The 26,305-nt window shown below is 54.2% G+C and carries 23 protein-coding genes and 3 pseudogenes; 7 read left to right on the top strand and 19 right to left on the bottom strand.

The annotated features are described in order from the left end of the window. Positions 1 to 275: 275 nt before the first annotated feature. Both JWR98_RS13835 and JWR98_RS13830 read left to right on the top strand, forming a co-directional pair. Positions 276 to 868, top strand: a pseudogene (locus JWR98_RS13835) (IS5 family transposase); the annotation flags it as partial. A 45-nt stretch (positions 869 to 913) separates the two neighbouring features. Next, positions 914 to 1,225: a hypothetical protein gene (locus JWR98_RS13830; RefSeq protein WP_205490326.1), complete on the top strand. Its 312-nt coding sequence runs from the start codon at positions 914 to 916 to the stop codon at positions 1,223 to 1,225. 414 nt (positions 1,226 to 1,639) lie between these two features. Here the strand turns inward: JWR98_RS13830 and JWR98_RS29965 are convergent, their stop codons facing one another. From JWR98_RS29965 to JWR98_RS13815, 3 genes are all read right to left on the bottom strand, one after another. After that, entirely contained in the window at positions 1,640 to 2,947 is a 1,308-nt protein-coding gene (locus JWR98_RS29965) for a protein NO VEIN domain-containing protein (RefSeq protein ID WP_205490325.1), read from the bottom strand. Between the two features lie 240 nt (positions 2,948 to 3,187). Further along, positions 3,188 to 3,862, bottom strand: coding sequence for a hypothetical protein (locus JWR98_RS13820; RefSeq protein ID WP_205490324.1), 675 nt, complete (start codon positions 3,860 to 3,862; stop codon positions 3,188 to 3,190). A gap of 475 nt (positions 3,863 to 4,337) precedes the next feature. Further along, positions 4,338 to 5,045: a restriction endonuclease gene (locus JWR98_RS13815; RefSeq protein ID WP_205490323.1), complete on the bottom strand. Its 708-nt coding sequence runs from the start codon at positions 5,043 to 5,045 to the stop codon at positions 4,338 to 4,340. 448 nt (positions 5,046 to 5,493) lie between these two features. Between JWR98_RS13815 and JWR98_RS13810 the strand changes: the two genes are divergently transcribed. After that, positions 5,494 to 5,859, top strand: coding sequence for a histone-like nucleoid-structuring protein, MvaT/MvaU family (locus JWR98_RS13810; protein WP_205490321.1), 366 nt, complete (start codon positions 5,494 to 5,496; stop codon positions 5,857 to 5,859). 113 nt (positions 5,860 to 5,972) lie between these two features. Here the strand turns inward: JWR98_RS13810 and JWR98_RS13805 are convergent, their stop codons facing one another. The 14 genes and pseudogenes from JWR98_RS13805 to JWR98_RS13740 all read right to left on the bottom strand — a co-directional run bounded on the left by JWR98_RS13805 (position 5,973) and on the right by JWR98_RS13740 (position 21,413). Then, positions 5,973 to 6,884 carry an EamA family transporter gene (locus tag JWR98_RS13805; protein WP_205490320.1) on the bottom strand — a complete coding sequence of 304 codons (912 nt, stop codon included), beginning with the start codon at positions 6,882 to 6,884 and terminating at the stop codon, positions 5,973 to 5,975. Next, positions 6,884 to 7,612: a hypothetical protein gene (locus JWR98_RS13800; RefSeq protein ID WP_205490318.1), complete on the bottom strand. Its 729-nt coding sequence runs from the start codon at positions 7,610 to 7,612 to the stop codon at positions 6,884 to 6,886. Before JWR98_RS13800 ends, JWR98_RS13805 begins: the two co-directional genes overlap by 1 nt. Before the next feature lie 18 nt (positions 7,613 to 7,630). Then, positions 7,631 to 9,013, bottom strand: coding sequence for a saccharopine dehydrogenase C-terminal domain-containing protein (locus tag JWR98_RS13795; protein ID WP_205490317.1), 1,383 nt, complete (start codon positions 9,011 to 9,013; stop codon positions 7,631 to 7,633). 574 nt (positions 9,014 to 9,587) lie between these two features. After that, positions 9,588 to 12,017: a lantibiotic dehydratase gene (locus JWR98_RS13790; protein ID WP_205490316.1), complete on the bottom strand. Its 2,430-nt coding sequence runs from the start codon at positions 12,015 to 12,017 to the stop codon at positions 9,588 to 9,590. A 3-nt stretch (positions 12,018 to 12,020) separates the two neighbouring features. Beyond that, positions 12,021 to 12,809 carry a hypothetical protein gene (locus tag JWR98_RS13785; protein WP_205490315.1) on the bottom strand — a complete coding sequence of 263 codons (789 nt, stop codon included), beginning with the start codon at positions 12,807 to 12,809 and terminating at the stop codon, positions 12,021 to 12,023. Next, complete coding sequence (locus JWR98_RS13780) at positions 12,799 to 13,713, bottom strand: MbnB/TglH/ChrH family RiPP precursor modification enzyme (protein WP_205490314.1); 915 nt, start codon at positions 13,711 to 13,713, stop codon at positions 12,799 to 12,801. Before JWR98_RS13780 ends, JWR98_RS13785 begins: the two co-directional genes overlap by 11 nt. Positions 13,714 to 13,777: 64 nt before the next feature. Continuing rightward, positions 13,778 to 13,927 carry a 3-thiaglutamate biosynthesis pearlin carrier peptide TglA gene (gene tglA, locus JWR98_RS13775; RefSeq protein ID WP_205490313.1) on the bottom strand — a complete coding sequence of 50 codons (150 nt, stop codon included), beginning with the start codon at positions 13,925 to 13,927 and terminating at the stop codon, positions 13,778 to 13,780. A 10-nt stretch (positions 13,928 to 13,937) separates the two neighbouring features. Then, positions 13,938 to 15,080, bottom strand: a complete 1,143-nt coding sequence (locus JWR98_RS13770) for a M50 family metallopeptidase (protein ID WP_205490312.1) — start codon at positions 15,078 to 15,080, stop codon at positions 13,938 to 13,940. After that, complete coding sequence (locus tag JWR98_RS13765; RefSeq protein WP_341870880.1) at positions 15,077 to 15,994, bottom strand: class I SAM-dependent methyltransferase; 918 nt, start codon at positions 15,992 to 15,994, stop codon at positions 15,077 to 15,079. Before JWR98_RS13765 ends, JWR98_RS13770 begins: the two co-directional genes overlap by 4 nt. Before the next feature lie 13 nt (positions 15,995 to 16,007). Next, on the bottom strand, positions 16,008 to 16,754 hold the full coding sequence (locus JWR98_RS13760) for a methyltransferase domain-containing protein (RefSeq protein ID WP_225908706.1): 747 nt from the start codon (positions 16,752 to 16,754) through the stop codon (positions 16,008 to 16,010). Between the two features lie 188 nt (positions 16,755 to 16,942). Beyond that, positions 16,943 to 18,154 (bottom strand): MFS transporter, encoded by a 1,212-nt coding sequence (locus JWR98_RS13755; RefSeq protein WP_205490310.1) that lies wholly within the window; start codon positions 18,152 to 18,154, stop codon positions 16,943 to 16,945. A 48-nt stretch (positions 18,155 to 18,202) separates the two neighbouring features. Then, positions 18,203 to 19,630 (bottom strand): pyridoxal phosphate-dependent decarboxylase family protein, encoded by a 1,428-nt coding sequence (locus JWR98_RS13750; RefSeq protein WP_225908705.1) that lies wholly within the window; start codon positions 19,628 to 19,630, stop codon positions 18,203 to 18,205. Between the two features lie 511 nt (positions 19,631 to 20,141). Next, positions 20,142 to 20,993 (bottom strand): annotated as a pseudogene (locus JWR98_RS13745) (YifB family Mg chelatase-like AAA ATPase); the annotation flags it as partial. Positions 20,994 to 21,152: 159 nt separating this feature from the next. Continuing rightward, positions 21,153 to 21,413: an accessory factor UbiK family protein gene (locus tag JWR98_RS13740; RefSeq protein WP_078735189.1), complete on the bottom strand. Its 261-nt coding sequence runs from the start codon at positions 21,411 to 21,413 to the stop codon at positions 21,153 to 21,155. A gap of 421 nt (positions 21,414 to 21,834) precedes the next feature. Here JWR98_RS13740 and glnK point away from each other — a divergent pair, with 421 nt between their 5' ends. The 4 genes and pseudogenes from glnK (at position 21,835) to sutA (ending at position 24,620) form a co-directional block, all read left to right on the top strand. Further along, positions 21,835 to 22,173, top strand: coding sequence for a P-II family nitrogen regulator (gene glnK / locus JWR98_RS13735; RefSeq protein WP_002555808.1), 339 nt, complete (start codon positions 21,835 to 21,837; stop codon positions 22,171 to 22,173). 34 nt (positions 22,174 to 22,207) lie between these two features. Beyond that, positions 22,208 to 23,544, top strand: a pseudogene (locus tag JWR98_RS13730) (ammonium transporter). Between the two features lie 212 nt (positions 23,545 to 23,756). Then, a complete protein-coding gene (locus JWR98_RS13725; RefSeq protein WP_017526842.1) occupies positions 23,757 to 24,182 on the top strand; it encodes a secondary thiamine-phosphate synthase enzyme YjbQ in 426 nt (141 codons plus the stop codon). Positions 24,183 to 24,284: 102 nt separating this feature from the next. Next, the gene (sutA, locus tag JWR98_RS13720; protein WP_078735187.1) at positions 24,285 to 24,620 is read left to right on the top strand and encodes a transcriptional regulator SutA; all 336 of its coding nucleotides are present in this window, start codon (positions 24,285 to 24,287) and stop codon (positions 24,618 to 24,620) included. A gap of 91 nt (positions 24,621 to 24,711) precedes the next feature. On the opposite strand, the gene JWR98_RS13715 is transcribed toward sutA, so the two are convergent. Continuing rightward, positions 24,712 to 25,407: an HAD family hydrolase gene (locus tag JWR98_RS13715; RefSeq protein ID WP_078735186.1), complete on the bottom strand. Its 696-nt coding sequence runs from the start codon at positions 25,405 to 25,407 to the stop codon at positions 24,712 to 24,714. Beyond that, a complete protein-coding gene (gene xerC / locus JWR98_RS13710) occupies positions 25,404 to 26,303 on the bottom strand; it encodes a tyrosine recombinase XerC (RefSeq protein WP_003176875.1) in 900 nt (299 codons plus the stop codon). Before xerC ends, JWR98_RS13715 begins: the two co-directional genes overlap by 4 nt. Positions 26,304 to 26,305: the final 2 nt, after the last annotated feature.

The following is a 26,305-nucleotide window of genomic DNA, read 5'->3' as shown; positions in this document are numbered from 1 at the left end:
TGTCGAGCGTTGCCCTTTTGCCCATCATCCGTCGGGCACAAAAGACACAAGGAAGGACCAATGATGACTGATGTGCCGGCATTACCAAGTGGGAATGGACCATTCATCCTTTCAGCGCTATGGATGTTAACGCCAGCGCTGAATTGACCCACGTGCTGACGTGGGTTTAACCCACCCTCGAGTCAACACAAATCCAGTAAAAGTATTGGTTCGCGGGGGGGCTGCCCGGGTCAGTGATATCTCGGCAACTGGGTCAATTCGGCGCGGCGCCAACAGAGCAGGGCTTGATTGATCTGGAAACCTGGATGATCGACTCCACTGCTGTTCGCGCAACCCGAGCCTCATCAGGTGCTGGGGAAAATGGGGGCCTGAAGAACCGCAAGATCACGCACTCGGACGCAGTCGGGGCGGCCTGACAACCAAAATCCACATGCTATGCGACGCCAATGGTGTGCCGCTGCGCTTCCTGCTGTCAGGCGGACAAGCCAGCGATATTGCCTATGCCCAACCGTTACTGGATGAGGCGTACATCCCAAGCTTGCGTGGCCATCCTCGCAAACGCTGCCGATGGCTATTGGCCGACAAGGGATACTATGCTGAAGCCCTGCGTCGGTACTGTGATCCTTATCGAATGCAACCGGTAATCCCGTTGCGCATCATGAAGCGCAAACCCAAGCCGGGTTTGCCCAGACTGTTCGATCGACCCAATAACCGGCAGCGCAATATCATCGAGCGCATGTTCGGGTGGCTGAAGGAGAACCGCCGCATCGTTACGCGCTTCGACAAGCTCGCAACAAGTTTTGCGGCGATGGTCTCATTGGCTTGCGCTATGCGGTATTTGCGACAGTACTTTTCGTACAGAACCTAGAGCCTGTATGAAAGTAAAAGTCAAAGGTGCTTGTAGGAGTCAGCGATGAAAATAACTGGAAAAGTCGAAGTCGAGACCGTTACTGACGTCGTCTGCGATGTATGTCGTTGCTCCACCCTCCTGGATACTGGCGGACATCAATTCGGCATCCTGCAAGCGCACTGGGGCTATGGTACTGCTCATGATGGTGAGCGCTATGAACTGCACCTTTGCGAGGATTGTTTCTTCCAAGCATTAGCTTGTCTCAAGCAGGAACGGCGAACTCAACATTTGTTCAACGAGGAAGGTCAGGATCTTACCGATAATCTCGGTCTGATCGCGAAGGATGATTACTTCGGTGACGCCGGGAGCCGATAGGTTCGGTGGCTAGCCAGATGTTGAATGCCTCGCCAGTGGAACTTGCCTTGGTTCAAAAGGCAAGTGGCCAGCCAGGCGCCGATCCCATCAGCCAACTATCGTCATAGCTGTGTGGTGATGGCAACATTCGGGCGTTTGTAACCAAGAACAGGAAGTGAAATGACGGATCCAATTGACTACGGAATCAACACAACACACCTACGCTTGCTGGACAGTTGCATGCGCCTACGGACGCAAACTCGCTGGTAGCGGAAATCAGCAGGCTCGGGAATTGATCGATTCGGTATCACTTCGAGGTGGTCACGCCTGATGATCTGGGCGATGATGTGAACGCCTGGTTGCTCGACAAGATGCAGGGCATCGTTGATTACGCAGAGTAACCGCAAACGTCTCAGCACTGGGGCGGTGGGATTGCTAAGCGTCTTCCAAGTCGAACCGGACTGTATAAGAGGCGGGCAAGATTTCGGCGTGCTCATACATCTTGCTGGCCAAAACTGACTTGAGAGATTGGGGCTCCCTATTGGAGCCGAAAAACACTAGGTAGAAGTAGTATTCGCCTTGATACTCAGGTGTATTCGATACGGTCAGTTCGTTGTCTGAGAGGAAGAAACGAAAGCTATCCCCACGGACTTTCGCCACTGCTTTGACTTCAATGAATCTCGATTGACTATATGCCGAGTGCGACAAAAAGTCGTAACCATATCCTGGCCGATCTCGACGATCTTCTATCAAGGAAACCAACTCAGAGAGCCCAGCGCCTTCCAGACGTTGCACCTCCCATTTCAACGCGAAAGCCTCAGCTGCTTTACCAATCCGATCACGCTGATTCTGGATATCCTCGAAATTGACTTTACGGTGGCTTTTTTTCGATGGCTTTTGGATCGGGGAGCTCGGCGGAGGCTTCAAACGAACAATCGTTCTGTAGAGAAAAGCCGTAAATTTGGGATTGCTCCATGTTCTCGTCGTAGCATTCCCTTTCTTGGCTTCGACGACGAGATGTTGATACTGACTAATCGGGAGGTTCACCCCGACCCCCAACTTTGCCCCGATCATTGCAAGGTGCTCACCGCTGCAGGCATTAATGAATTTCTCTGGAAAATAGAGGCTTAAGATCTTGGCCTTGAACATTTGGGAGAGGGGATTGGCGTCGATGGCCTTAAAGTCGAGCTCTACTGCTGCTCCGAGTTTGACCAATTCGACGAGCGCGGATCTTACCGCACGAAACGCAGAATCCGGGTCAGTGCCAAACCTTTTGGCAAACCGGAATTCCTTGGCTGGGTCGGCCTTGGTGGCACCAAAATATATACCGAATTTGATCGCAGTTGATCCCTGAATTACTGCCCAGGGCCGTGTCTTCACCTCCACGCGATCACAGAACGTAGGACGCTGTAGTCCAATAACATAGTCTGTGAGTCGCAGTCGGTTCAGCTTGACAATTGGAAACGCTTCTATGAATTCTCCTCGGCTCTGTTCAGCGGCAGACTCCCTGCCGGAGTCGTAGCTTGCTGCGAAGATCCTCAGCAAGCTTGGAGTGAGGAAACTATTTGCCATTGTGCCCTTCCATGGATAATTTATGAGGATGTGATCATGGCAAATCGCAATTTGGTTGCACACCCCTTCGGCGCGTTTGTTTCGATAAGAGGGAGCCAGGCGTATTCCTCCATCGGGCTGATCAGGAGAGTGCGTATGAAGCTCCACCTGTTCGCCCGTTTGAATTAGCACTCAGACTCTTCAGTTTCTTCTAACTGGGCGCAGGGAAATCGTTCACTTTTTGCGGCTAAGCTCCTGCCTCACGTTTGATTCAAGTACATGAGAAAGTTTATAAAAGCGAAATTTCACAACATGTAGTTTCTTATATAATCACGCAATACTGCATAGTGCGCTTTTCTTAGGAGAGTTAAATTCCACTCTCCATCTGTGACTAGAGCCAACGGAAGTAGGAAGGTAAGTGATGTGTGTGGTTCATTGGCTTTTTTTCGCGGTGTAGAAATTGCCATTCTCACCCCAGAATTCTAGATCGCCCTGAGCATTGACCGCGTAGTACTCACCGAAATCACTGCCTTCTGCGTCGACCAGCACGGACTTGCCGGACACTTTTGTGGCAACGAATTCTTTGGTTCCAGATGATCCATCGGCAAACGTGGAGCGGATAAATGTTTTGCCATTTTTGCGGAAGCCGACCATCTTGTAATCGTAACCCCAAGTGCTCAACCAACTGCCAAAAACCTCGCCGTCGGCGTTGGTGCTAGAGGCCTTCACCTTCGCGTAATCCGCGACCGTGGATCCCAGAAATTGCACAGTGAGCGCAGGCAGATAATCGGTCTTGGCCCAGTACGCTTGGCCTTCATCACCCTTGATCCGCCAGCCGATAAAAGTCCGTTGGAATTGCGTGGGGTTCGAATCCTTGATTTCTTTAGCTAACGCTTCGAGCGTGGGTTGGTCGACACGTTCCGGCAAGACGACCTCGACCGCGCGTTTGATGTTGCCCTTTGACTCGTCTTTTATGACGGAATAGCCAGCAGCCTGAGCGAAGGAGATGGCCCAAGTGGACAGGCTGACAGTCGCGACCACAACGGCGAAGCATTTCGAAAGGCGATCCATTGCAAAACTCCATAATTGCATAATGATATTGCGCATTCTCACACGTTTGTCGCATGAGAGAGAAATTCGATGCGAGCTTAACCGGCTCGTTGCATAGAAAGGTTAGGAGGCCCATGCGTAGGTTGTAATAGTCGCGATCAGTTACAGCTTCGAGCTAGGCATCATGAAGCCCAACCTGCAATTTACCGGTCGATTTGCAGCCAATTCGGGATAGATCCAGGCAACTACCTCTGCAGAGAGAAGGGGGAAGTATTGATGATCGGCGATTCCAAACGATGTGATCGCGATGGTCTTAGGTCGGTGGGAATCATGGGTTTTCACTTAGATCGCACAGGTCGAGGGTCACTCAATGACCTCGTGCAGTTCGCAGATCTGCTGAGAGACCATAAGCGGAAATTGAAATCTGGTTTGATCGCTAAATGAACATCCAGAGTCGCCAGCTATTAAGCCTCTCCTAATGACCAATAGTTTGTGCTGGCTAACAGACAGTGCTGGGGAGGAGGACGTTTTGTCATGCTCTCGCCTTGATCCTCAAATAATGGTGAAGCCACTCCACCAAATCGTCGAAGTCCTTCAGGTCTAGTTCGATCGCGTGTCGCTTGCCATAACGGTGAGCATCCTCTGTGAAATGGGTAGTCGTCACCAGAATTGCTTTATTCGCTCCTTGATCAATCTTTGTAGCGTGCAGGTGCTTCACGACATCGAGACGAACCGGATTCTTAGGATCGGGTCGCTTGCATTCGATCAGGAACCGCTGGTTGATATAGTCCCGGCTCGTCACCGCAATCAAATCAAATCCACCATCACGGGTTTGCTTGGTCAGCTCGACCTCGTATCCAAACCCTTTGAAGAGCTCTGCCACAAACTCTTCGAAAAGCCGGCGATTCATCGTCTTCAACTGGTGGGGATGCTTAGCAAAATACCCGATCGCCCGCAGGGAGACTCTGGATGCGATCGACATGAAGGTGACCGATGCTTCTGCTGCATAGGCATCTTGGGCTTCGAATGTAATGTCAAGTAACTGAGCTTCTATGCAATCGGTTTCATGAGGACGTGAAGCAGAAACCCGGAAATGTGGTCTGCTAGCCCCAGTCGCTCCGACGAAAAACAAGGGCGTACCGCAAGTCGGGCAGGAGAAACTCGTGCGCGCCGGCGGAGCCATGATGAAAGCCTCCGCCGCGCTGATGAGCATACCCTCCCTTGTCTTGGCGAGATTCATCGAGCGCCGTCCTTGAAAAAATATTGGCATGACAGATGGTTCTTCACGCGATGTATAGCCGTGCACGGATAGATACAATGATTTTGCCACCGTACGGCCATAGCGTTCAAATACGCATCGAGAGCACACCATCGCCTAACGTCGGATGAGGCCTTGGGGACTCTCAGGCTACTAGATTAGTAAATATCGTTGCCTATCAAATGGGGCAGGGAAACCGTCAAGCTGATGACTAGCGACACCAAAGCTGAGCCCTTGATACTTGCCTACCTTGATCTAGATGCACGTACTAACGTCTATTGATAACTTCACAATACACGTCATAAATATGGTGCTCATGGGATGCAGGTCTCCCCTATGTGGGATTACATCAGCGTGTGCCGATAGACGTATTAGTTCATGCATGTGCCTTTTTGGTATAACGTAACAACAAATCTAGAAGAGGTTTCCAATGTCTAAACTCGCAGAATTTCGTCAGCTCGAAAAACACCTTGCCGAGCAACTCCAAGCACTCGAAGCACTAAAAGGCGATGCTGGTCTTAAGAAAGAAATCGAATTCGAAACGAAGCTTCGCGATTTACTCGCAAAATACAGCTACAGCCTGAAGGACGTTATCAATCTTCTTGATCCGCAAGCTAAACGACGCGCTCATGTAGGTGCGCCGAAAGCAGGCACACGCAAAGCCCGACAGGTGAAAGTTTATAAGAACCCGCACACCGGCGAGATCATCGAAACGAAGGGCGGCAATCACAAAGGTTTGAAAGAGTGGAAAGCTGAACACGGCGTTGGCACCGTCGAGTCCTGGCTGACCAAGTAATCTCGGGTTGAGTAAAAAAGGGCCTTTGTTGGCCCTTTTTTGTGTTCAGCATTTGCTGCTCCGACGGTAACCGTCCGGGAAACACGCCTTGACAAGTAATACCTGGAGGGGACTTAAATGTCCTGAAGTGATATCACTGCTACTCCGAGCACGATCACAATGATCGAGAAAAATTTTCTTACTACGCCTCCCGGTGCAATATCCTCGGCGATAAATTTTGGAAAAAGCTTCGTTGCCAGGAACCCAAAAGCCAAAACGAACAGCGGGTGGATGCTGACGACTACCGAAACCAAGGCTGCACCTCCTCCGGCAGCCAGAGCGGCCATGAAAAACACGTAGCCCCCAACATCAAAGATGTTCGTTACCCCAAAAATGCCAAATTGCTTATAATTCAAGATTTTCAGATCATCTATAATGAGCGTTCTCCATTTCGGAACCAATAAAAGAAACAAACCGCCAAGAGCATAGCCGGCAAAGTTAAAAATCAGTACCGAATCCAAGCTTTTGATTCGCAATATCTCGTCTGAAATTACGGTTGAAACGGCTCCGAAAAAAGCTGAAATCAACAAGACCACTACGTGCCTGGGATGGCCCAGCCCTCTAACCGTTTGTCTAGACATACATAATATTAGAATTCCAACGACTATCAAAGCAAAGCCAGTTATTTGCCAAGATGTCGGGATAGCATGAAAAATCAACACTGATGCCGCCAATACAAATATTGGTTCAGATTGGTGGATCGGAATCACAACCGATACATCCATATCCTCCAAGGAGTAGCTGTAAGCAAAGTATTGCAAAAATATTGCGAGACCAGAGCAGATATTTATTGTAACCATATATAAGTCTAGATCAGCAGGCTGAAAATAGGCATAAATGGCCGCTGCAAAGAAAATATTCCCGATACTCAGCAAGAAAATGAACGAAATGCAATTGGAGGTAATATTATTAATGGCGAACTTATCAACAATATTTGAAAGACTCCAAAACAACGGCGCCAAAAGGGCAAAATATAACCAAGCCATTACTCTCTCCCGAGAACCTCAAGGATCGTATTTTTGCTATCGACCAATAGCTCATTCGAGAAGTCATCAGTATCGTGATCAAAAATAAACGTATTATTATATCCGAAATCATCAGAGGTTTCGAAGCCGATTATTTTATCAAGAAGTTCTGGGAGTTCTTCAAACCGAGTTGAGTGGTTTTTCTTCAAAAGCTTCATTGCATTTCCGTAGTGCGCCGCTTCATCTTTAGCAGCATTACGAATCCATACGGACAGACAGTCAGGCCCAAGACTATCAAAAAGTTTAAAGTCCTGTTTATACGCCCGAGTGCTAGTGACCTCGTCAAATGCAATTGATACTAATATGGTGAATTCATCAACCATGAACGATGAAATCAAATCAAACTCCGGCCGCCTGGACTTAATTTTTTTATCGATATCTTCTTCTCTGAACCCATACAAAACGCTATTAATCTTTCGAAGGCCTCTGTAGTGATTCTGCTCATCCAGATGCCAGAGACAGACGAACTCCAAAAACTCATCGCTCAAGTGCAAGTCACTTCGATTCATAAGGTATATTAGGAAGTGCTTAGAATCGAACTCAGAACTCATGTCATGCCAGAAGTGTTCTTGTCGTGACGTAATGACCTCCCTAGAGCCAGTGATGCTTTCAGGGGTCAAATCTTTGAGTAAATCAACTGAAGACCAGTCATAGCTTTTTAAGCCGATAGAAGATTTCAAATAGCCCACGATTTGCGCTCCTTGCAATTATTCCATGAAGTTTTCAAATTGCCACTTATCTGATGAGGCAATGGAGAATAGACCTTTATCCTCTTCTGCTGGGTTCCAATCGGTGTACTCTCCCAGAATTTCACCTAGGCAGGGCCTTGCATTGTCGAGCACGAACCTAAAATCCATTTCTTCTGCCTCAACGATCCCGCAACAAGGATTAGCAATTGCCCATTTCATACCTGATATCACGCCGGCCACGACTTGCAAGGAAGTAGCAGAACTTTCAGGGTTAAGCTTTTGAGCAACCGAGTTCTCTAAATAAGAACCAAACCAATATGCATTTTTTTCATGCCCCATCAGAAGCACGCCAAGATAATCCCCTCCCGAGGCGATATCTCGTCCCTGCAAAATTCTCTTTTGTGACTGTGAATTCCACGAGCAGCCACTAAGTTCGTGGATGGAAAGTATAGCGTCACTGCAAGGGTGGTAAGCGTAGTTGACCGTAGGCCGATAAGTGACCCGTTCACCTTCAAAGCAGGTTAGATAGTCCGAAAGGGAAACTGCTTCATTGTGCGTGATCAAAAAGCCTAAGCAAGGGCCAAAAGCGGGAGTCCAAGTTTTCAATCTGACCGAGGCTCCCGGACGATTCAAGTAGATCGCGCTATTGCAGCCTGTAGTATGCCGCTGCCCCTCTGGCGGCAAACGAAGCTCATGAGTTCCCCAGCCTAACTCAGCAGGCTGGCAACCTTCGCCAATAAATCCATCAATCGACCAAGTATTAACGAACTCGCCAGGCCGCTTAGGGAATTTTGCAACTTGGGTATCATGCTCCGCAATGTGAATTGTTTTAATACCCAGATCTGCAGACAGCTTCGCCCACTGCTGGCGAGTTTGCGGGATAGGCTGGCTTATGCCGTAAATATCATCACGAATGTTCAGAAGAGCCTGCTTCGCGAAATGAGATACCAGACCAGGATTCGCGCCGTGCGCAACGATAGCTGTAGGGCCATTTTGGCATTCTGCCTTCAATGTCAGCATCGCTTCCCTGAGGGCGTAGTTGGTGCGATCGGCAGGCTCTGCATCTGCATTTACATAATGGCCGGCCCATGGCTCAATACATGTATCAATATATCTTGCTCCTTTCTTCTGGCAAAATGAAACCAGATCGACACTTGAGACATCAACAGATAGGTTTATTAAAAAAGAGTCGGAATCGAGTTCGCTCAGCAAATCATCTAGGTTTTCCTTAGTGACACTCGCCACCACCCACACTACGGGACAATCGAAATCTGCGCTGAGCTTCTTGACACCATATGGATCTATCACCTTAAGGCATTTCATCTCGCCTCCAAACTCGCTGAGCAAGTTCGGCATAAGCGCAGACGCAATGGTTCCGTAGCCAATCAACACAATTTTCATAAGTTTCCTTCCTTGATAGTGTATACAAGCGGACAGGAATATATCTCGGCATCCAGGCCAAAAGCTGGTTGCTAAGCGTGTTTGCGGAGAGCTCCGTGGAGCAAGCACGGAAAACACCTACCTACAGATGCACCTGTAATTAAGCGATGTCTAGGGGGGGAGACACGAGAGATAGAGGTAATCATGGCATTTCCTTATGCTTTTTAATTATGACTAAACTAAGTCGGTTCGACCCATGCATCGCGCGCTTCGAATTGCAGCAGCACGGAAGTCTCAGTGTCGACAAAATAATTTTTAACCATTTTTTTTTCGTGAGTCAACACCGAAATTATGAAAGTGGCGATAACGCCTAGTTACCCGAGCGTGTGGAAGAAAAAAGCCACAATGGATCAAACAGTTACAGCCCGCTGCGACAGAATATTACCCAGCACCTACTTTTCTTATAAGGGCGTTTGACGGGCATGCCCGCTATATCCCACTAGCGCCCAATCTAAAATTTTTGGTAGCTGGTTAGATCAACAGTCAGCCGGAACGAATCGGAATACGCCTCTACTCGAACTGGACAACTTCGAATTCAAGCTGGCTGGAAAAACGTTGTCCGTATTTCACAACAAAATCGACCTTGCGCTTGCTCAAGCCAAAGCTCTTCAGGGCAAGGGCGCATTTCCGAAAACTTCACTTGGTCGGCACTCTGCAGGGCATTGCTGATGCCGTCCAACGACAATGGGTTATCAAAGTCAAGGAATATGGGTTTGGGCTCGGAGTCGATCTTGATGAATGCATAACGCGGCAACCCCTGAGCAACTGCCCAGGCGCGCCATTGCAAAATATGATCTAGATCGTCGATAGAAGTTTTTACCTGCGGCAGTTGATCGCTGGAGAATAACCAGGAAGCCCGTTTATAGAGGGCGCACCCTAGCCAGATACGGCGCTTGTCGTGTTTGGCAACAGCACTTCCGGCTAGGGCAAAACCGAGACGATGCATGGGAGTTGGGTAGACGCAGAGCAGGTCTTCGCTGAATTCGCCCAGGGCATCGACTACCTGCAAACGTCCATGGGCGTACATGACTTTTGCCCGTCCGGCGGCGAACTGTTGATGCGCGGCCACGCACCCCCCGCCGGAGGGTAGTACCAGTTGCCGATATGAAGGTTGCAGTGGCCAATCGATATGCGAGCGTTGGTAGCTTTCCGGCGAGTCCGCCAGGATCAGCCGCGGACGCTGAAAAATCGCTTCTACCTCTTGGTTCACCTGGATATTAAACGGCCCGAATGGCGCAGCGACGGGCTGGCAGAGAGTATGGACCGCCGGGTGTACTTCGCCCACGATGATGGTGTAATCGCCTCGGTTGATGGCTTCCACCGACGGGCTGGATAGCAGAAAGTCCGGCGAGTGGTAGTCACTGCCAAATACCTCGAAATTGGTGACGTCCAGCTCGACATTCAGCCGGCTTATCAGGCGCTCGATGTCTGCAACCGAAAGGCGCACATCAATGTTGTCCGCGAGCCCCTGCAGTTGTTCTTCCCAGGCCTTTTTCAGGCGCTGATCAAGGTCGATGACAATTCGCTCTTCAATTGTCGGCAATAGAGGAGCCAGTGCATTGAGAAAGTCGAGAAAATCCACGGGTATGTCTGTGTAGGCGTTCTGACGCTGCTCCCACACTTCTATGAACGCCTGGTTAAGCCGATGCGCGATGGCCTTGATCAGCCATTGATGGATACGCATCAATGGTGCCAGGTCTTCATTTATCTGCTTAAGCATGTCCTGTCCTAGGCTTATATTCATATTTCTCGAACAGTCTTCGTATACTGGGTACCGACCAACATACATTGCACCGGTTTCCCGACTGAGGTCCACGCCGGCTTCAACGAGCAGTTGGTTCAATGTATCTAAGCATTGTGTGCGGCGTTCAAGGTTGCCTTTTGCATAGTCTCGGCGTGCGCTTTCGAGCCTCTCCAGGCGCAGTTGCCAGGTTTGGCGGAACGTTTCAGATGCTGCGGCATCGTCCAGCCAGCGCTGCATTCGCTCTATTGGCTTGCGTTCGCGCGGCGACATTCGCCAGCCACGCCGCACGATGCGTTTGCTGACTAGGTGTTCCAGCAGGTCGCGCAGGGTGTCGGCTGGGGTATCGACACAGGCCTTCAACAAGCCCCGGAGCGTCGGCATGCCATCTTCCGGGTCGTTTATGTAGGCCAATACCTGCGCGGTTGCCGGGCTCAAGTGCTGCTTTTTGCCAATAGGCATGAACAAGGTGCTTGCTTGCAGGTAGCAACCCGCGTTGAGTTGCAATGGTATGCAGTCAGGGTCCGGGCATTGCTGGTTGATTTGCTCGACCAGTCGCTGAACTGCCCAGTTTTCGAAAAACGTACTGCGGTCCTTGATCCATGCATCGCCGTAGGTGACGTGCATGTTCTCCGTCTGTTGCGGATCGAATCGACCCCAGGCCAGCGGGCCAAAAAAGCTTGAGGTGTCGTTTTTGGCGCAGAAACGTTGGGCATAGCTCCAGCCCAGTCGCAGCTTCTGTTTCTTGCGCGTATCGTTTTTAGCGAACCGGTCGCGGATCAGTTCACGCGCACGCGTCAATGCGGCCGGGTTGGAAATGAACAGGGCCTCGGCAACCGCGTCGTCATTCAGAAAGTCGATCAATCCTTGACGGATGCGTTCCAGATAAACCTGGTATTGCTGGTCTGCCTCTGTGCGTGTTGCGGTCTGTTCCAGTAGTCCATTCCAGTCGTGTACGGCAGCGCTCAAGGGATCGCGTAAGGCTTGCGGCAGGTCGGCGGTTTGCAGCGACAGGCCTTCGTTGAGTTTGCGAATCAGCTTGCGACAGGCTTGGGGGGAGTGGGCATTGGCCGCTTCAAGCAGGGTGGCCTTCACCCCTTGCAGCGCGCGAAAACGCTGTTCAAAGGCACCGCACGCAGGCAGCTCGGAAAACCCTCCCAGCGCGGTCAAGTGATGGATGGGGAAGCCGGTTGAGCGCAGCCAGAAGTAGTGTGAACTTTCCATGATTCAGGCCGGCATCCTTATTGCGTTAAGTTTGTGCAGCTTGCCAAGCACCGCGAGATCATCGCCGTTTTGTGGCGCTTGCAGTGCCAAATCCGCGAGCAACCGTGGTTGTTTCAGGTCAGTGTAAAGGCTGGCCGCGCGTGGGCTGATGAGCGTGAATTTGTGGCGGGCCTCAAGGTTGGGCAAGTACACTAGGATATGCTCACAGGTCTGTTCCAGAGGCCCGCGTCCCAGCTGGCTCTTGTCGCGCAGCCAGTGTGAGAGAGCAAAACAACTATGGTGGAGGCGGGCTTGGGCGGTGCGTTGATAACGGCCGGGGACCGGGGCGGCGACGTCCATCAACCCGGTGTACAGATGAACGCATTCGCGTTCAAGCCCGATCAGGTCCCGGATCTCTGGGTAATCGGCCAGTTCCTGGCGTTCCAGTAAAAATCCCAGTACCGCATCGCAGTAGCCATACACCATTGGTCCAAAGTCGAACCAGTCCTGTTCACGCAAAAACGTTCGGGACAGAGTGGGTAAATCCAGCCCGATGTTGATCAGTGCGCGCAGGGTCAACGGGGCGCCGGTCTCCAGCGCATTTGTAAAGGAGTTGACCAGGCGGAACTGGTAGTTTTCGACGAACCACTTCACGCGGTCGAACTGTCCGGCATAGGCTTGCAGAATCGTACGTTCATCCTCAGGGATGCGTTGCAGCCATTGCGTAGCTCCCTGCGCCTGGAATAACTGCTGCTGCAAGGTTTCATCGCGCAGCAGACGTCGCCAAAGCTTCCAGACCTGCTCAGCATCCATGCGCCAGCTCCCGTGCCGGTTGGGTGTAATGATTCCAGATTTTCTGCGCGCGCCGCACGTCGGTGACGATCATGTGTTCGTCATTGGCATCCATTACCCGGGTGAGCGCATGGTGGGCCTGCCCTTGATACTCAAGGATGATCGCCGAGGGTTGGGCCCGTGACATCAGTTCTTCGTAGAGGTCCCAGACAGGCTCAGGCACGCTGGCGTCATGCCAGTCGTGATAAAGCCCGTCATGCCAACTGCCTCCGGCCAGGTGCACCGAGATCACCTTGTCCAGCGGTAAGGTATCCAGGTAGTCGCGCAGGTCGAAATTCTTGAGGTTCAGGTGGTTAGTGTAGATGTTGTGCAGGTCAAGATGCAGAAACGTGCCGGACTGCTGCACCAGCCGCGCAAGGAACTCGGCTTCGCGCATTTCCGCGCCAGGGCATTGCAGGTAATAGGCGGCGTTTTCATGGGCCAGCGGCATCCCGTAGTGCATTTGCAGCGCCTTGGCCCGCTCTGCACAGCGCAACACTTCGGCATTGGAAAACTGCAGGGGGCTGCTCCAGATATCCAGCCATGAATTGTCGCCATAAAAACAATGATTGGCGACCCAGGGGCTGTTCAACATCTTCGCCAGGGGCACATGGCGCTGCACCGCAGCAGTTTGCTCCAAGGGGCTGAAACCAAAATCGCAACCGTAATTGGAGTGCGCCAGCAACGTGAAATTCTCGGCTAGCCGCTCCATCAACGCTCTGGCCGCCGGCTTGATGATCTGAGGACCATCCATGGGCGCCATGATGTTGTCGAGCAGGATTTCCAGAACATCGACGTCAATGTCCTCGAAGGGAAACCAATCAAGGATTTCGGGGTTGTACTGAATGCCCACGCCAATCGGGTCGGGCTTAACAAATTGAGTCATGGGTTGCCCAGTCAGACGAAAGATGGGGCTTCCCCGGCAGCACGCCGGGGAAGGTCTGGAACCGTCAGGCGAAAACCTTGCTCTCGATGACTTCGATGTCATCCAGGTCGAACTCCTCAAACAATGCTTCTTCGTTAGCTTCGGTAGCGGGAACGGTCACGTTGTCGACGTGGGGTTCGTTTCCGGCGATCGGGGTGGTTGGCGATTGAGTCATGGCACTTTCCTCAGGGGTGGTTGAACAGGCGGATTACAGTGAAGGCGGTGAAGCACCAGGCGATGACCCATCCCAGGCAGGTCAACACAAAGGTGCTCCAGTAGAGCCGGCGCAACTGCGGGGAGACCGGATCTTGCGCGGCGCGGCGCGAGCGCCGTACATAATTGAAGGCTCGTTGGCGCAGGCGTGGCTGCTCTAGGCATTCGATAATTGCCAGATAGGTATCGCCATTGAAAATCGGTAGGAGGGTCGGTATCAGGGAAATGAACGACGCTACGACCATCACCACGAACAGCGACGCGAACGCGCCTTGGGCATCCCGGTACAACGCCCACAGGGCGATCCCGGCACCGGCGTACATCAGGCTGACCATGGGGCCCGCCAGAATGGTGACAACTCGTTGATTGAGGGGCAGTTGCGACCACTCTTTTTGCACCGGCCGTACCCAGCCGGTGGCCAGTAGCACGTAGATGCCAATCCCGAAGTCGTTGACTTTGACCCCATAGTGTCGACATGCCATGGCATGACCAAGCTCGTGCAGCGCAATGGATGTTACGATGACCGGGAAGTGCCAGATCAGCCAACGGTAACTGTGCACATAGGTAGCGCCAACGTCAGCCAGGAACGCGTCGAAGTGCATGCCCAAGTAAATGAAGCTCGCCAGTGCCAACACCAGCAGCGACACGTTGAAGCTCGTACGACAGCACCAGGGCGCCCAGCGATAAAGGTAATCGAGCAACGGCTGCGGGTTGGTTTTTACCAGGTTGATCAGCAAGTGTTCTTTCAGCGGGCCATAGGTGATCCCAGTGGCCGGGTCGCGCAGGTTGTTCTTGTGAGCGGTGTGCTCGCTGCTCAGCAGATTCAGGCTGAGCAACTTGCGCTCAAACTGCATCAGCTTCTCGGGGCTGACCTTCATTCGGTGGCGTGCAAGGGCTGCGGCCATGATGTCTGTGTGGCTGCTTTGGCCATCGAAGAGCAATGCGAGGCAGTACTCGGCCTTGCCCAGTTCAAAACCGAGGTCCGAGGTGGGGTCATAGAGATGGTAGCGTTGCACCGCGCTATCGTCTGTCGGCGGCGTCACGACCAGGTCATTTCTCAAGCAGGCATGGGCTGGCGCTGCAACCTTGCTGGTCGCAATGGCAGAGCTGCTCATGGCTGAGCCCACCACGCGTGCAGCTGCGGTCTGTAGGTGTGTTCCAGCGCTTGGCGGCCCTGGGCCTTGACGTCTGCCAGGCGCTTGTCGCTGCGTCGATGACTGGCGCGTCCCAGTACAAACACAGCCCCTGGGCGGGTGGGGCCGCATACGGGCTCATGGGTGGTGCGAATCGGTTCCCAGCCATGTTTACACATCAGGTATTCGATACTGCTGGCGCTCAGGTAGCGCCGATGGTTATGGGTGAGGAAGCCCTGTTCAAGGCCATAGCCCAGGGCGCGGCCCTCAATCAACAACAACCCATCGTCCGCACTGGCTTGTCGACACAATTGCATGACCTGGTTGACGTCATGCACATGCTCCAGTGATCCATTGATGATGATCAGGTCGTAGTCGCCACTGGGGTTCATATGTTCAGCACCCACCAGATCGATCTGCAGGCCGATCTTCTTGCCGTATTCCACATATGCCCGATCCGGATCATTGCCTCTGACCGACCAGCCCTGTTTGGCAAACGGAATCATCAACCCGCCAGCGGAACAACCGACGTCGAGCAGTTTGCCGGTGGCGGGTAGCACCTCTTTGAGGTACCGATACAGGTGTTCCCCGCGGCGTACCTGATCAAGAAAAAACGCGCGCTCAGGTTCCGAATTGCCGAACAGGCTCAGGCGATAAAACTTGTCGTAGTAAGCGTTATAGAAAGCTTCCTCAAAGCGGTATTGCTGGAAAATATGCCCGCACTCTTGGCAACCCAGTACCGGCAAGTCGACTGCCTGCTCGCCAGGTCCGCGAACGCTGTGCAATAGCACGGCGTGTTGTGTGGAGTCGCACAGTTCGCAGTCCATCTTGTGCACGCGGTAAGTGTCGGGCATCTGCAGGCGTTGTAAGTATTGTTGTTTTAGGGATGTGCTCACGATGACGTCCTGGTCACTTGATGCAGAAAAAACCTTCAAAGCAGATGTGCTTGAATACCGTGGTGATGTCCTGGAAGCCCGCACGGTTTAACAGGTCGATATTTCCGGCGGTGGAGAAGGGCTCAAGCACACCTTTGAGGCTTCTGGTTTTTGCCAGTATTTCATCGGCGCTATAGCCCTGGTCGCGTTTGTAGTCGACGTAAAGACTGCTGAGAATGTCCTGGAAGCGCGCATCCGGGCTGCGTACTTTTTCGAACATGATGAACGCCCCACCCCAATTCAATGACTCGTAGATTCGATCAAACAGGGCCTGCCGAATGCGCGGGTGCACGAACTGCACGGTGTAATAAGCAACGATCAAATCGCTTTTTTGGTAATCAAACGTGAGTATGTCATCCGTGACAAAACTGACATTGGGCAGGGGGGAGGCGCTCAACAGCGTGTTCGCCTGGCAGGTCATCGCATCTTCCACATCGATGCCTACCCACTTCGTTGAAACACCGTGACGGAGTGCCAATTGACGCGTCAGGGTGCCGGTAGAGCTGCCCAGCTCGTAACAGGTACTGTCGCTCTTCACAAAGAAGTCGCTGAGTGACAGCACGATTTCATGTCCATCCTTATATCGGGGCACAGACTTCGATACATGTGAATCAAAGTGCTGCGGCGTGGTGCCGCCAAAACTCCAGGCGGCATTGCGCGATTCGACACCGTCGCCGACGGTTTCATAGCCAAGAGCAGGCGAATTCATCAAGGTAGACATGTTCATTCACATCCATGCTGGAGAACTTTGAGGTGCATCGCTATGGGGAGCGCGACGTGTGCCGCGCTAGACAAGTGAGCGTTTTTATTATTCCTGCTACTCGCGGTAATTCTGATTGCAAGGTGGCAGTTAATGGCCGGCCCCGACTTCGAGGTGCGGCAATACTTAGTCAGTGTTAACGATGGCCGTTACGCCGTCGCGCCGAGCATTGTTCGTCGCCATACAAGACGCGCCAATGTGATCGACCAGTTGCACAAGGCGACCACCAAGATGATATAGAGCAACGTCGACATGCCTTGGCTGACGATGACTTTACCTGCCAACAACGGAAACCCGAACACGCCGACAAAGTAGGAAAGACTGAATAAAACTAACGATTGCGCGGTCTGGCCGGCGGGGGCTTCATTGGCTGCCAGTCCGTTTATCACAGAGTAAGTCAGCCCATAACCTACGCCGAGCACAATGGCGGCCAGCAAATACGCCGCCGACGAGTGCACGAAGAAGGTGAACATCAATACCGAAACCACCATCAGCGCACTTAATAGGCTGGACATCACGTAGGGATCGCGTTTGACGATATAGCCCGCAACCAACAGGCGACAGGAGATCGCCGCGCTCATGAAGCCCAGGAAGAATAGCGAATAGTCGAGGTGGTTGAGGGCGGCATAGGAGGTCTGGAAACTGGAGAGGCCGCCGAAGATCGCACCGCCGAGGCCTACCATGATGATGGCAAAGACCGCCTTGGAACCCAGCACTGCCTGGGCGGCACGTGCGCTGATCTTGCACACTGTCACCGGCCCCAGTCGTGCTTGTTGCTGCTTGATGTGCGGCCCGAGCAGGAAAAACACCAGCCCTCCTGCAAGACTGGCGATGGCGGCCACCACAAACGCCGACTCCACGGAATGGCCCAGTGCCTCGGCGGCACGTCCAACCAAAGGGCCGGTGCCTATGCCGCTCATCATGCTTCCTGACAGCAAGGCAAAATACTTCACACGCCGGGCAGGCTCTATGATCATCGCCACAATGATCGGTCCAAGGGTGTAGAACACGCCCCATCCAAACCCCAGGATCAAGCCGCTGGTCAATAGGGCCATCCCGAACGCAGGCACGGTTGCGAAGCCAAGGCACGCCGCTGCCAATAACACAGCGCCCGCTGCGATGGCTTTGGGCGCGCCGATCAGATCGGTCAAGTGGCCTGAGAAAATAACTGCCAGGAATGTACTGAGCATGGCAACCGAGATAATCGTCCCGGCGTCGGACTCGCTGCCACCACTTTCCCTAAGCTTCATTGCCAATAAGAACGTAGTGCCATACGACAGGGAGAGTAAATAGCTGCCCAGGCAAAACAGGCCGAACAGCCCGTTGCCAGTAGCGTGGCTCGCGGACGCTTGTGAAGACATTGGCTTCTTTCCTTGTGGAATCGAAAGTGGGGTAGGTCAGTCGGGCAATTAATCGGCGGCGCGTTGTAACGCGGCGGTCACCCGATTGATATCTTCCTCTTGGGTCATCCAATTACTGATGGATAAACGCAACGCATATTCACCCTTGTATGTCGTTGGGGTGATATACAGTTCGCCGCTGCTGTTGAGATTGCTCAGCACCTGTCGATTGAGTTCGGCCAGCGTATTGGGAGAGCAACCGTCTTTGAAATAACGAAAGACTAGGAGATTCAATCTGACTTCACATAGAAGTTTAAAGCAGGAGCTTTCATCAACCCATGAAGCAATACGCTGAGCATAACCGCAATGGCGTTCGATCAATTCCCTGTATCCGGCTTTGCCATAGGCCATCAATGTCATCCACAACGGTAGCGCCCGGTAGCGTCGAGACTGTTCAACGCCGCGGTTCATGTAAGCCGGTAATTGCCCTTCCAGGGGCACGTAAGGAGCATCAGCTGAAAAGGCTCGTTCATGAAGCGTCACATGGCGGGTAAAAGCGATACCGCAGTCATATGGAACGTTAAGCCATTTATGCGCGTCGGCAGTTATAGAGTCTGCTAGCTCCAAGCCTTCTACCAGATGTGCATACTGGCTTGAGCATCTCGCGAAGGCACCGAACGCGGCATCGACATGCAACCATGCACCGTATTTTTTGCATAACGTTGCCAGTGAAACCAGGTCATCAAAATCGCCACTGTTAACGGTGCCTGCACTGGCCACCACAATTCGACATGGCGATGTGCAAGTGGCTAGCGATTGTTCCAGCGCGTCTAGATCAAAGACTTCGCGATCAGGCAGGCAATCTACCTTGATAAAGTTACGCTGACCTATACCGAGAAGCCCCAGATCCTTGACAATGCTTGAGTGGGGCGAGGCGCAGAAAACCATTACAGGGAGGGCGGCCTGAATGCCGTCCTGGGAAATGCTGACGTTGTTCTGTTCGCCACACCACTCGCGGGCGGTGGCCAGGCCAACAAGATTCGCTGCGGTGGCGCCTGTTGTCAGTACGCCGTGGAAAGCGCCAGATGGGAGCCTGAGCAAGTCGGTCAGGAAGCTCAGCGTCTGGGCTTCGATGAACGCCGCTACGGAATGGCGTTCAGTGGCAACATTCTGGTCCAGCACGGAAACCAGCCAATCACCTGCCAACGCTGCGGGCGTGGTGCCGCCAGTGACAAAACCGAAATATCGTGGGCCTGTGCTGCGTGAGTGGGATGCACCGTAGCTCTCCCAGTACGTTGCTAGCGCAGCCAAACTGCCAATCCCATGCTCAGGCATCTCGGATTGAGTCGCCCTGTTGTGGATTTGGGTATTCACAACCTTTGCATCGCGAGTGTCTGCCAGAAAATCCAGAGCAATACGACACACTTCAGCCATCAGCTCAGGCACAGCTGCTTCATCACGTGATAAACCCAGCATCCCAGCACTCCATTCCTTCATGAACGATCCTTTGAACCCTTCGGATCGGCAACATTTCTATACGTTTTTATTGGAACTTCGACATCTATAGCAGATTTGTTAGGGAGCGAAAACTCGCTGTAACGGATTAGGGGGGGCTGGGACATATCGATATATGGGTTTGGTTTTTCAAAAAATACAGCCATAACCCATTGAATTAAAATAATTAAATTAGAATTTATGGATGACTTTTTTATGAGCCGGGTCAAGCGTGACGCCACCGGAAGCAGGTTCAAGATTTATGATCTGAACGTTAGAATATGTTAAACAATTCCTATGAATACGCTGCTTAGAGCACCGCTTATGGTCCCCCTTCTACCGCTACATTAGGCACAACACGGGGGTACTCGAGCGTCAATCTTCACTAGCGCTCAGCTCTTCGAGGGATAAGGTCGCAGGTAAGATGTTTGAAGGATATGAGAGGTTTCTTAAGCAGCCAAATGGCTTGCTGGTTGTCGCATCAATTTCAGAAATGTCGCATTTAATTCAGTATCCTACAGCCGCCACCCACCAATGCGGGGCCTGATGCTGAATGGTGGGGCTGACGAAACGGGCGGTGCGGCCAATGGCAAAGTGGCGCCAGGCTGACCACAGACTGGATCGCCGCCACCTCCAGGGCCTCCTGTTCGCTCAACGGCGGTAGCAAACCGGGCAGGCGGCTGGCGAGCAAGGTTTTGCCGGTACCCGGCGGCCCGCTGAACAGCAGGTTATGCGCACCCGCCGCTGCGATCAGCAATGCACGCTTGGCGGCGAGCTGGCCCTGCACTTCGCTCAGGTCCGGGTAGGGCTTGTTCAGATACAGCAAGCCATCGGATTTGTAGGGCTCAATCAGCACGTGTCCATTCAGGTGCGCCACCACCTGCAGCAGGTGATCCACTGCAATGACCTTCAACCCGCACGCCAGGCAGGCCTCCTCGGCATTTGCCCGTGGCACTATCACGGTGCGTCCGGCCTTGCGCGCCGCCAGCGCGGCCGGCAGCACACCTTTCACCGCGCGTACCTCGCCGGACAACGCCAATTCCCCCAGGCATTCCACCTCATCGAGCATCAACGCCGGGACCTGCACACTGGCCGCCAGGATCCCCAGGGCAATCGCCAAATCAAAACGCCCGCCGTCCTTGGGTAGGTCGGCGGGCGCGAGGTTGAGGGTGATGCGGCGCGCGGGATATTGCAGCGCGGAGTTGAGGATGGCGCTGCGCACGCGGTCTTTGCTTTCCTTGACGGCGGTTTCGGGCAGGCCCACCAATGTCAGGGACGGCAACCCATTGGCCATGTGCACTTCGACGGTGACGGCGGGGGCTTCGACGCCGACCTGGGCGCGGCTGTGAACAATGGCGAGGGACATGCTCGTTCCTTGAAGTGGGCGGCCGCTTCCTGCGGTTTTTCAAGGGTAGACGAGGTGGGGGAGAGCGAGGCGAAGAGGTTTTACAGAACGTATCCAGAGCAAAGGTGAAGCAAATGTGGAAGGGAGCAAGTCGCACCGCCCCTCCCACACTGATTGTGTTTATTCAGCGGGTGGTGCCAACCGCGCTTCCAATTCCGCGACTTTCGCTTCCAGGCTCTCCAGCCGCGCACGGGTGCGGGCCAGCACCACCATCTGGCTATCAAACTCTTCCCGGCTCACCAGGTCGAGCTTGCTGAAACCACTTTGCAGCAATGCCTTGAATTGGCTTTCGATTTCGTTGCGGGGCAGCGGGGTGTCGCCGCTGAACAGGCGAGAAGCGTGGCCGCTCAGGGCGTCGAGGAGGTCTTTGGGCGCGAGCATGGGAAGTATTCCGGAAAACTGTTGGCCGGCAGTGTATCACGCAGCGTCTATAGTCTTTTTACGGCCTGCGGCGCACGCTTTTCGCGCATAAGGCCGGGCGCTGGCGCACTGTTTTCGTGCGCAATGCAGCCGTCGAACAGCCCCGCAGGTGGGGTTAAGCAGGCAACGGACTGATTTCAGTGATTTTTACGGAGCTGGCAAGGTTTCTGCTTAGACGATCATGACCCATGCACTGATGCAGTCGCTGTGACGAATGCAGTGCGCCGACGGATCAGGGGTACAGGTTTCGTCACCAGTGGTTCGCTGGCGTCGCAACGGCAATTGCTCTTGCGACGATGCGTTACAAAGCCAGGCACTGCGCTTAGACTTGAGACGGGTTTGTTTTCCTGGGGCAAGTCCACCAATTCGGGAGAGAGTTTTCATGAAGCTAGTCACTGCCATCATCAAGCCGTTCAAGTTGGACGATGTACGCGAGTCGTTGTCCGAGATCGGCGTGCAGGGCATTACCGTTACTGAGGTCAAGGGCTTCGGTCGGCAGAAGGGTCACACCGAGCTGTATCGCGGCGCGGAATACGTCGTCGATTTCCTGCCGAAGGTGAAGATTGATGTCGCCATTGACGACAAGGATCTTGACCGGGTTATCGAAGCGATAACCAAGGCCGCCAACACCGGCAAGATCGGTGACGGCAAGATCTTCGTGGTCAATCTGGAACAGGCGATTCGCATCCGTACCGGCGAAACCGATACCGACGCAATCTAAGCCGCCAAACCCCAACGCCCCAGGAGAAAACAATATGACTCTGCGTAAATTCGCAGGGCTCGGAGCCCTGTTGTCCATCGTAATGCCAAGCCTGGCCATGGCGGCAGACGAAGTGGCTGCTCCAGTCCTCAACTCAGGCGACACTGCGTGGATGCTCACATCCACTGCGCTGGTGCTGTTCATGACCATTCCCGGCCTGGCGCTGTTCTACGGCGGCATGGTGCGTTCCAAAAACATTCTTTCGGTGATGATGCAGTGCTTCGCCATCACCGGGTTGATCACCATCCTGTGGTTCGTCTACGGCTACAGCATGGCGTTCGACACCACCGGGATGGAAGCAGGCGTCGTCAACTTCAACTCGTTCGTGGGCGGCCTGTCCAAATTGTTCCTGTCGGGCGTGACCCCGGCCAGTATCACTGGCCCTGCGGCGCTGTTCCCCGAGGCGGTGTTCGTCACCTTTCAGATGACGTTTGCGATCATTACCCCGGCGCTGATCGTCGGTGCCTTCGCCGAACGCATGAAGTTCTCTGCAATGCTGATCTTCATGGGGGTCTGGTTCACCCTGGTCTACGCACCGATTGCCCACATGGTCTGGGGCGGTCCGGGCTCGTTGCTGGGTGACTGGGGCGTGTTGGACTTCGCTGGCGGCACCGTCGTGCACATCAACGCCGGTGTGGCTGGCCTGGTAGCGTGCCTGGTGCTCGGCAAGCGTAAAGGCTTTCCGACCACACCCATGGCGCCTCACAACCTGGGTTACACCCTGGTAGGCGCGGCGATGCTGTGGGTCGGCTGGTTCGGCTTCAACGCCGGTTCCGCTGCGGCGGCCAACGGTACGGCCGGTATGGCGATGCTGGTAACCCAGATCGCCACCGCAGCGCTGCGCTGGGTTGGATGTTCGCCGAGTGGGTCACCCACGGTAAGCCAAGCGCACTGGGCATCGCCTCGGGTGTAGTGGCGGGCCTGGTGGCGATTACGCCGGCAGCCGGTACTGTGGGCCCGATGGGCGCGCTGATCATTGGCCTGGCGGCGGGTGTGGTGTGCTTCTTCTGCGCAACGACCCTCAAACGCAAACTGGGCTATGACGATTCCTTGGACGCCTTCGGTGTTCACGGTATCGGCGGTATCCTGGGCGCAATCCTCACTGGCGTGTTCGCAGCACCGGCCCTGGGTGGCTTCGGCACCGTGACGGACGTGGCAGCTCAAGTCTGGATCCAGTGCAAAGGCGTCGGCTTCACCGTGATCTACACGGCGATCGTGACCTTTATCATCCTCAAGGTGCTGGACGCGGTCATGGGCCTGCGTGTCACCGAAGAAGAAGAGGCGGTCGGCCTCGACCTGGCACAGCACAACGAGCGCGGCTACAACTTGTAAATAGTGCGCAAAAAAGATGCCCGGCTTGCCGGGCATTTTTTTGCTTGGCGTTTGTCAGTCTTAACAAGCTGTGTCGGTTTTTGCGCAAAGTTTGTGATGGGGCGCATGCGGCACTTTCAAGCGTGCGAATGTCTTACAGGCATGTAGGCGTATTCGGCACTTTGTTTTTTCCCAGAGCGCGCTAGAATGCGCGCCGATGGGCGGAGAACTGTATGTGGCAACAGACCCTGATTACCCTGCGGGCCAAGCCTCGGGGCTTTCACCTGGTAACCGATGAGTTGCTTGCCGGCCTGCCTGAATTGAAGGCATGTCGTGTGGGCCTGTTGCACCTGTGGTTGCAGCACACTTCGGCCTCGTTGAGCGTCAACGAGAATGCCGACCCGGCGGTTCGCCGTGACTTCGAGCGGTTTTTCAACTCGCTGGTGCCGCAAGGCCGGGCAGGGTTTGAACACAACGACGAAGGTCCGGATGATCTGCCGGCGCATTTCAAGGCCAGTCTCCTAGGGTGCCAGCTGAGTTTGCCGGTGAAGGCCGGCCGCTTGGCGATGGGGACCTGGCAAGGTGTTTATCTGGGCGAGCACCGTGATCATGGCGGTGCACGTAAAGTCCTCGCCACCTTGCACGGTGATGAGGCATAGGCCACTGGTTATCCGGTGGACGTTGATTTTTTTCCGGCGACCTCGACAGAGGATAAAGCTGGGCTATAACTAATCTGCTTTTCGCAAGTCATGAGGTAGAACATGAGCGACGATGATCTGGAACAAGACGACCTCGAAGTAGGTGAGGACGACGAGGCTGAGGACGGTCTTGACGCGGCAGCAGTTGAAGACGTTGCTGACGACGCCGATGACAGTGTCGGTGATGACGCCGCGCCCAAGGCCAAAGGCAAAGCCAAGGCCGCTGTTTCGGTAGACGAACTGCCGAGCGTTGAAGCCAAGAACAAAGAGCGCGACGCCCTGGCCCGTGCGATGGAAGAGTTTCTTGCCAAAGGCGGCAAAGTGGTCGAGGTCGAGCCCAATGTGGTGGCGGACCCGCCCAAGAAGCCGGATAACAAGTACGGTAGCCGACCTATCTGAGGTCAGTCACCTGCTTATAAGAAAAAGCCCGCCGTCGCTGCGGGCTTTTTCATGGGCGAAATAAGCTATTTTCCCCGCGAGATTGCCAATGTCAGTTCCAACCACGAAGTAACGGGGGTAACTCAGTCAGGCTACGAATCTGCGCATCCGGGCGCTTATCCGCATCCCACGCCTTGCCGGTCGGGTTGAACCACACCGCGCGAAGCCCGGCCTGCTGTGCGCCGGCGATGTCATCCCCAGGGTGGTCGCCCACGTGCACCGCAGCGCTTGCGTCCACGCCACCCCGCTGCAACGCTTCTTGAAACAAGCGTGCATCCGGCTTGGCGATGCCGATGTCTTCTGCACGCAAGGCAAAGTGAAAGTAGTCCGCCAGGCCGACACGCTGCACGTCCGCATTGCCGTTGGTGATCACCCCCAGCAGGAAGTGCTGGCGCAGCGCTTGCAACATCGGCTCGGCTTCGGGGAATACGGTGAGCTGGTGACGTGCATGAATGAACGCCTCAAAACACACATCCGCCATCTCGGTGGCTTCAGGCTGCGGATAACCCGCCTCTTCAAAGGCGTGCATCAGTACTCGATGACGCAGCAGGCTGATGCGGTTTTTCAGTTCGGGGTGACGTTGCAACACCTGCTGGCGCAGGCTGGCGAAATGCTCCAGGGGCAAGTCGCCCACTTTGGCGGCATGGGTCGCCAGCCATTCGCGCATCGACGCTTCAGCGCTGATGATGACCGGCACGTTGTCCCAGAGTGTGTCGTCCAGGTCGAAGGTGATCAGCTTGATACTCATGAGTCGCTGTCCTTGATGCGTTTGGCCCGTGGATGGGCACTGTCGTAAACCGTTGCCAGGTGTTGGAAGTCCAGATGGGTGTAGATCTGCGTGGTCTTGATATCGGAGTGGCCGAGCAGCTCTTGCACGGCGCGCAGGTCCTGGGAGGATTCCAGCAGATGGCTGGCGAAGGAGTGGCGCAGCATATGCGGGTGCAGGTTCTGTCCCAGTTCGCGCTCGCCGGCGGCCTTGACCCGTACCTGAATCGCCCGAGGCCCCAGGCGTCGGCCTTGCTGGCTGATAAATACCGCGTCGTCCTGCGGGTTGGCCAGTGCGCGCAGCGGCAACCATAATTGCAGTGCTTCGCGGGCCTTTCTGCCGACGGGCAGCACGCGAGTCTTGCTGCCTTTGCCGAGCACTTGCACCAGGCCGTCCGCCAGGTCCAGTTGATCCAGGTTCAGGCCGGTCAGTTCCGACAGGCGCAGACCCGAGGAATAGAACAATTCCAGGATCGCCTGGTCGCGATGGGCGAGGAAGTCGTCTTCCACTGCGCCATCGAGCAATTGCAGGGCGCGGTCGGTGTCCAGGGTCTTGGGCAGGCGTCGCTCGCCCTTGGGCGGCGACAGGCCATTGGCCGGGTCGTGGTCGCACAGACCTTCGCGATTGAGATAGTGATAGAGCCCGCGCACCGCCGACAGCAGCCGCGACAGGCTGCGCGAGGATTGGCCCTGCTGGTGCAGGCGTGCGATCAGGCTGCGCAGGGCCTGGATATCCAGGGATTTCCAGCTGCTGACCTGCTGTTTTTCGCAATAGGCCAGCACTTTGTTCAAGTCCCGCCGGTAAGCCTCCAGCGTATGGGGCGACACCTGGCGCTCGTTGCGCAGGTGAGCGCAGTAAGCGTCCAGTTGCCGTTCCATGG

Origin of the sequence: Pseudomonas lactucae (genome assembly GCF_016937615.1) — a bacterium.
In the GTDB taxonomy this organism is placed as follows: Bacteria; Pseudomonadota; Gammaproteobacteria; order Pseudomonadales; family Pseudomonadaceae; genus Aquipseudomonas; species Aquipseudomonas lactucae.
Note: the sequence above shows the minus strand (reverse complement) of the source record. Positions and strands in the feature narration are given on the sequence as shown.